Origin of the sequence: Arsenicicoccus sp. UBA7492 (genome assembly GCF_002479615.1) — a bacterium.
In the GTDB taxonomy this organism is placed as follows: domain Bacteria; phylum Actinomycetota; class Actinomycetes; order Actinomycetales; family Dermatophilaceae; genus Arsenicicoccus; species Arsenicicoccus bolidensis.
Genome location: NZ_DLOE01000004.1, coordinates 1 through 5553 on the forward strand (window position 1 = coordinate 1; position 5553 = coordinate 5553).

Genomic DNA, 5553 nt, shown 5'->3' on the forward strand with positions numbered 1-5553 from the left:
CACACTCAGGTCGGAAGAGCCGCTTGTGTAACTGGCATACGCCGCGTTTGCCCCCATCGTGAGGGCTCCTGCGGCGACGAGGGCGACCACACTCGTCCGTGTGGCTCGCCGGTTCAGAATCGACATGAAGTGCTCCTGCCTTCTCCCCTAGTGGACCGTCATTGGTCCGAGCCGGAACATAACAGCCAATCAGGCTGCGGGGCTCAATACAGGACTCCATGTCAGGAGGAGCCGAGGAGCGTCACCACGCTCGAATCTGTAGTTGGGCGTGGGCGGGTTCGTCGGGCGCCGTTGTCGGTGGGCGCCATCAGGATTGCTCGGTATGGCCCGCGATAGGGCGAGCTCTACGGAAGGACTGCCGATCATGGGCACCAGTTGGAAACCGTTGTTCGCGGGCCGCTCCCTCGTAGACGAGTTGGACGAGCACCGACTGCGTCTTCGCGCTCAAGTCCTCGGCGCAGCGCCGGCCGCGGTCGCCCAGGTCTTTGACCCAGCGTGGATCCAGGGCCACCTCTTTCAACAGGTGCACCTCGTCACGGATCAGGCCGTCCTCGAGTCGGAACCGGTTGGAGGCGATGTCGGGGTCACGGTGCGCATTCCGCTTGCTGGCAACCCGGCGCTACTTCATCATGCGCCGCCACGCCTGACCTGGATCGGGGAGGCTCAAGTTCGCGATGGGTCGGGCTTCTACACCGGCGACCCAGAGGAGCAACCCAGCGTGGCCTTCGCGCACGTGTTCGACCCGGGCATCAGTTGGCATGAGGTGCGTACGTGGGCCGAAAATCTCGTGAATCGCTTGGATCGCTTCTTACTAGCCAGCAGCGCGGTAATCGAGGAGTTCAACGCCCAGCTTCTCGAAGAGCTCCTGCAGATAGCGCACCGGCGACTGCGAGCAATCGAGCGCTCCGCTGGGATCAGAGGACCCCTGCGCACCGACGCGTAAGGCGACGTTGGAGGCGATCGAGGCCGGCAGCCGGGCCGCCCGTCCTCGAGGTTGGTGACTAGTTCGTCCTTCGGCGACGGGCCCATCCTCGAGAAGCCATCAAACATGGGACTCGTAAACACTCTTGCCATGAAGGATTCAACGACTGCCCGGAAACGGTCGTTTTCGGGCGGCCAACCATACTGAATGGGCGCAGCCAGTGATCCCTTGTGGGCGCGTGGCCGGTTATCGTCGACGTCCAACCCGAGGGGGTGCATGGCCCTGGGGATGGCGCTCGACTCTCGATCGCCGCTCGTGGCGACCTGCCACCGGTCTACGGCTGCAGGTTCTTGAATCGGAAGGTGTCTAACACCTTCCGCTTTCTCGGACAGGTGATGATGGCGCGATGAACGACAAGGAAACGAACGCATTCCGCTACCCATCGAGGAGGTCGGACAAGGAGCCACGCACGGCGCGATTGCTGCGGGCGGGTTCAGTGTTGCGACTCCGTGGGGCGCCGCCAACTTGTGGCATCAGGCCCTAATCAGAGTACGTCCAGAACCGCGACGTGCTGGACTACCTCGCGTTAGCTCCCGAGGACTGGGGCGACTACTCCGATGCGGCGTCGAGGTTGAATCCGCTCAGCATCATGACCGTCGTGGAGGACTGTCCGGAAGAGCCGACGATCAAGTACGTGAAGTTCATCGAGTACGCCGGCTCGGTCGGGCGCGCGTTCGAGTCCGCGCCACTCAAGGACTTCATGGCGCTGACCGTCGTGAGCCCTCCTGACGAGGACCGCTGGTACGTATGGGGCCTTTCAGACGGGTACTTTCCGCCTCGCAGTGAGGTCATGCGGGGCTAGGTGCCTCTGGGAGAGGCCACCCGCACCCTCTGGTGATCACCGCGGTTGTCCTGCAGGGCCGGTCCCAACCCAAGTCGCCCGCCTACGGGATGTCCAAGGGGTGGGTGTGCAAGGCTCGTGGGCCGCTACCGGGCGGAGGGTGGGCCCGTGTTCGAGCCTGCGCCCGAGGCGCCCGCTGCCACCACCGGCGTGGCGTGGCAGTGGGCTGATCCTGGGTGTAGCGGTGCAGGCACCAGCTGGAGCCGGCGTGGGCGAAGGTGCGGCGCCGGCGTCCGACGGTTTCGAGCTCGGCGACGAACTCCTCCCAGTGGCCCCGCAGCCGCGGGTACTCCCGGGTCATCGTCATGTAGAGGTCTCGGTCAGAGACCAGGAATCCGAACTCGACGATCTCGGCGGCTTCGCGGGCTGCGTCCTGGATGGGCACTCGCATGGGTCGCTCCTTTGGTCCCGAGGCTGGTGCCGCTGGCACTCATCTCCTAGTAAGCCGCCAAGGGGCGGCAGGTGTGACGTGCGGTCTTGCAGACGTCGGCCCTGGGGTCTGGTGGTGCACCGGCCGCCGACGTCCCCGTGCGTGGGGTCCAGCACGTCCATCACACCCTGTCCGTGCCATACTGTCAAGTGGTTTTGTTGACTTAACTCAACGTGGTAGGGGTGCGTCTAGGCTTGGTGAGTGATCACCAGCACGGCGAGTGGTTTGACATGAGCACTCAGGGTCCCGGGTTGGACCTGGCCCGGCTGCGCGCGCTGCGCGGAGCCAGGCAGGACTACCGCCCGCTGCTGATGCGCATCGAGGGGCACCTGCAAGCACACGACGGGTACGTGGCCCTGTCCGGGGGCAAGGACTCCGTCGTCGTCGCCCACCTGGCCCGCCAGGTCGACCCGGCGACCCCGATGGTCTGGTTCGACTCCGGCCTGGAGTACCCCGAGACCCGCAGCTACCTGCACGAGCTCGCTGACGCCTGGAACCTCAACCTGCACATCGTCGCCGCCTCCCCCACGCTGCTGGAGCTGCTGGTGGCCTCGGGCGCGTGGGACCACGACGCGCCTCGGCGCCGGGTCCCCCACCTCGGCGAGGTCGTCATCACCGCTCCCGCCGCGGTGGCCCACGAGGCCTTCGGCGATGGCGAGTTGTGGGGGGTGCGCGCCGAGGAGTCCCGCGGTCGGCGGCTGAAGTACCTGTCCGAGCTGCGCGCTCAAACCGCGATGCACTGCCACGGCTGCTGCCCTCGGTCCGTCCCACCATCGCGTGAGCAGCGCGCCCGACACGGCGGGGTCATCGAGCGCCTGGACGGCACCGTCGCCTACGGGCCGATCTGGGACTGGACCACCGGTCAGGTGTGGTCCTACCTGGCCACCCACGGCATCCCCCTCAACCCCGTCTACGCCAAGCTGCGCGCTCTGGGCGCCCCTGTCCAGGCCTTGCGTGTCTCGCACGCCCTCGACGGCGGTCGCCTGGAGCTGGGTCAGGTCACCTGGCTGCGGCGTGGCTGGCCGGCCCTGTACGCCGAGCTCGCGCGGGCGCTTCCCCGGTTGAGCGAGTTCCTCTGATCGGTCCGCCGGGGGCGACGGGCGCTAGCTCTTGGGGATCCAGGTGCCGCAGCCGCGGGAGGTGAACGCGGCGTCGGTCTTGGCGATGGTCACCTCAGCGCGGTTGCCGCCCAGGACGATGCCGTTCTTGATGACGGTGCCCTTGGCGTCGGCGCGCTCCCAGTAGCACTGGTCCGAGGTGACGTCGCTGGTGTAGGCGCCGGGCTTGGCGTCGGCACCGACCTTCCAGGTGCCGTCGACGATCGCTCCTCCGGTCTGGCTGGCCCGGGAGTCGATGAGGGCCTGGGCGGTGCGGCGCGCGATGACGGCCCACTGGGGGTGGTCGGGGCACAGCACCAGGGCGGCCTTGGCACGGGTGATCGCGGTGGGGTTGCCGACCGCGATGTCGTTGAACGCGTCGGGGGTGTTGCGGGCGCACATCGCGGTGACGTCGGTTAGGGCTGTGCTGCGGGCCTGGCTGGCGCCGGCGCGGGGAGCTCCTGCGGTCTCGGCGACGTGCTCGTCGACCTGGTCGAGGTCGCCGCTGATCTTGGCCTGGCAGGTGGTGTGGCTGCCAGCCCAGGCGGCGGTGATGCTCTGATAGGTGACCGGTGCCTGGTGGGGGCGTTGGCAGGTGATGGTGACCTGACGGGGGCTCGCAGATGGGGCGGGGCTGGGGGACGTCGACGATCGGGCGGTCGCGGTCGTGACGGTCCCCCTGGGGATCGAGGCCTGGCAGGCGGTGAGGCTGGTCAGTGCGGCGGCGGTCAGCGCAAAGGTGAGCCCGCGGCGGGGGCTGGTGGTGGTGAGCACGTGGTGATCCTGCCTGAGGTAGGGGCCCAGGGGCGGGTCGGGAGCGGGCGGTGGGGCTAGGACGTGGCGGTGGCCAGGTCGAGGATGGTGCGCGCGCGGGCCGCGCTGGCCAGGAGCTCGGGTGTGGAGGCGGTGACGGCGGTGTGGACGGGATGGCCCGGCTCGTAGCGGGTCAGGATCTCGGCGATCCGGTCGTGCTCGCGCACGAGGTCGCCGGTGGGGCCGGTGGTCAGGTCCAGCAGGGTCAGGATGTCCAGGTCCTGCTGGTCGGGTCGGGGCAGTCGCTCCAGGTGCGCCTGCAGGCCTCGGGTGCGGGCTTCGTGGAGTGCGCCGGTGTGCCAGGCCACCAGGGCCACGACGGGGCGGGGTGCCCCGGTCTGGGCCAGGTGCTCGGCGCCGTCGACGGGGTGGAACCCGGTGCCGGGGTCGGCCAGCTGGGGGGCGTACCCGATGTCGTGGACCCAGGCGGCGACCACGACGTGCTCGGGGATGTCGCGGGTGGCGGCGAGGGTCTCGGCACGCCGCCCGACGGTGGACAGGTGCTCCCAGCGGGGGTGGATGGTGCCGATGAGCTCACGCGCCAGCGTCTGCGCCTGGTGCAGGCCCCAGGTGCTCACAGCATGTCCAGGGCGTGCGGGCTGAGGTGGCTGTCCATGAGGTCCTCGTCGGCCGCGAGGGCGTGCGCGAGCGCGGTGGCGCGGGCCAGGGTGGTGGTGAGCTCGTCGGTCATCGCGGCGCGCACGTCGGCGTCCAGGAGGCGTTCCCCGCTCCAGGTGACCTGGGTTCGTAGCCCGTCGTCGATGGCGTGCCAGGGCTCGATCAGCGCCCACCCGCGCTCGGCGACGAGGCTGGCTGCGGCCTCGGGGGTGGGGGCGTGGCCGGTGAGCAGCTCGATGTAGACGCCGATGGCGTCGACATACCCGACGGACACCTCCAGTGCGCCGGCGTCCGGGTCGGGGGTGGCGCTGGCCAGGTAGTGGGCCTTGCTGGTCATGGGTGTCTCCTCACGGGCGGTGGTCTGGTTCTGAGGGTGTCAGGTGCAGTGACACTGGTGATGATGCGTGGACTGGTCAAGGGCGGCTCGTGGCGGCGTGGAGCAGCCCGGACAGTTCTTGCGCGAGTGCGTGGGTGGCCTCGTCGAGCAGGTGGAACGCTCCAGCCTGCAGCTGCTCCCAGGTGTGGATTCCGCTGTGGTGGGACAGCAGGGCCAGCAGCAGCAGCGTCCAGGCACCGGGCAGCAGGGTGCGTTCGATCCCGTGCCCGGTGGTGAGCACGGGCACGCCGGCGCGGGCGCCGCGGTTGGTGATCCACACGACCGGGATCGGCACGCCGCTGCGGGTGATCGCGTCGCCGAGGATGTGTACCACGACCCCGCCGGCGGCGATGAGCCACCAGGAGTCGTAGATCGCGGGGGTGTCAGATGGTCTGT

The 5553-nt window shown here is 68.8% G+C and carries 8 protein-coding genes; 3 read left to right on the forward strand and 5 right to left on the reverse strand.

Annotation, left to right across the window (positions count from 1 at the left end; genetic code table 11):
- Positions 1-364: 364 nt before the first annotated feature.
- Complete coding sequence (locus B4E97_RS00640) at positions 365-943, forward strand: hypothetical protein (RefSeq protein WP_286958274.1); 579 nt, start codon at positions 365-367, stop codon at positions 941-943.
- Between the two features lie 547 nt (positions 944-1490).
- Positions 1491-1784, forward strand: a complete 294-nt coding sequence (locus B4E97_RS00645; protein WP_286958276.1) for a hypothetical protein — start codon at positions 1491-1493, stop codon at positions 1782-1784.
- Positions 1785-1866: 82 nt separating this feature from the next.
- Here the strand turns inward: B4E97_RS00645 and B4E97_RS00650 are convergent, their stop codons facing one another.
- Positions 1867-2214, reverse strand: a complete 348-nt coding sequence (locus tag B4E97_RS00650) for a hypothetical protein (RefSeq protein WP_286958277.1) — start codon at positions 2212-2214, stop codon at positions 1867-1869.
- Positions 2215-2483: 269 nt separating this feature from the next.
- On the opposite strand from B4E97_RS00650, the gene B4E97_RS00655 reads away from it, so the two are divergent.
- Positions 2484-3332, forward strand: coding sequence for a phosphoadenosine phosphosulfate reductase family protein (locus B4E97_RS00655; RefSeq protein ID WP_286958279.1), 849 nt, complete (start codon positions 2484-2486; stop codon positions 3330-3332).
- Positions 3333-3356: 24 nt separating this feature from the next.
- Here B4E97_RS00655 and B4E97_RS00660 read toward each other — a convergent pair whose 3' ends face one another.
- The 4 genes from B4E97_RS00660 to B4E97_RS00675 form a co-directional block, all read right to left on the reverse strand.
- A complete protein-coding gene (locus B4E97_RS00660) occupies positions 3357-4124 on the reverse strand; it encodes a hypothetical protein (RefSeq protein WP_286958280.1) in 768 nt (255 codons plus the stop codon).
- A 56-nt stretch (positions 4125-4180) separates the two neighbouring features.
- The gene (locus tag B4E97_RS00665) at positions 4181-4741 is read right to left on the reverse strand and encodes an HD domain-containing protein (RefSeq protein ID WP_286958281.1); all 561 of its coding nucleotides are present in this window, start codon (positions 4739-4741) and stop codon (positions 4181-4183) included.
- Positions 4738-5118, reverse strand: coding sequence for a hypothetical protein (locus B4E97_RS00670; protein ID WP_286958282.1), 381 nt, complete (start codon positions 5116-5118; stop codon positions 4738-4740). Before B4E97_RS00670 ends, B4E97_RS00665 begins: the two co-directional genes overlap by 4 nt.
- 76 nt (positions 5119-5194) lie before the next feature.
- The coding region (locus B4E97_RS00675) for a hypothetical protein (protein ID WP_286958283.1) at positions 5195-5553 on the reverse strand (359 nt) is incomplete at its 5' end.

What these genes read in the sequence shown, in the direction of transcription:
- B4E97_RS00655 (WP_286958279.1), top strand. Translation starts at nt 2,484, where the DNA reads ATGAGCACTCAGGGTCCCGGGTTGGACCTGGCCCGGCTGCGCGCGCTG.
- B4E97_RS00640 (WP_286958274.1), top strand. Translation starts at nt 365, where the DNA reads ATGGGCACCAGTTGGAAACCGTTGTTCGCGGGCCGCTCCCTCGTAGAC.
- B4E97_RS00650 (WP_286958277.1), bottom strand. Translation starts at nt 2,214, where the DNA reads ATGCGAGTGCCCATCCAGGACGCAGCCCGCGAAGCCGCCGAGATCGTC.
- B4E97_RS00670 (WP_286958282.1), bottom strand. Translation starts at nt 5,118, where the DNA reads ATGACCAGCAAGGCCCACTACCTGGCCAGCGCCACCCCCGACCCGGAC.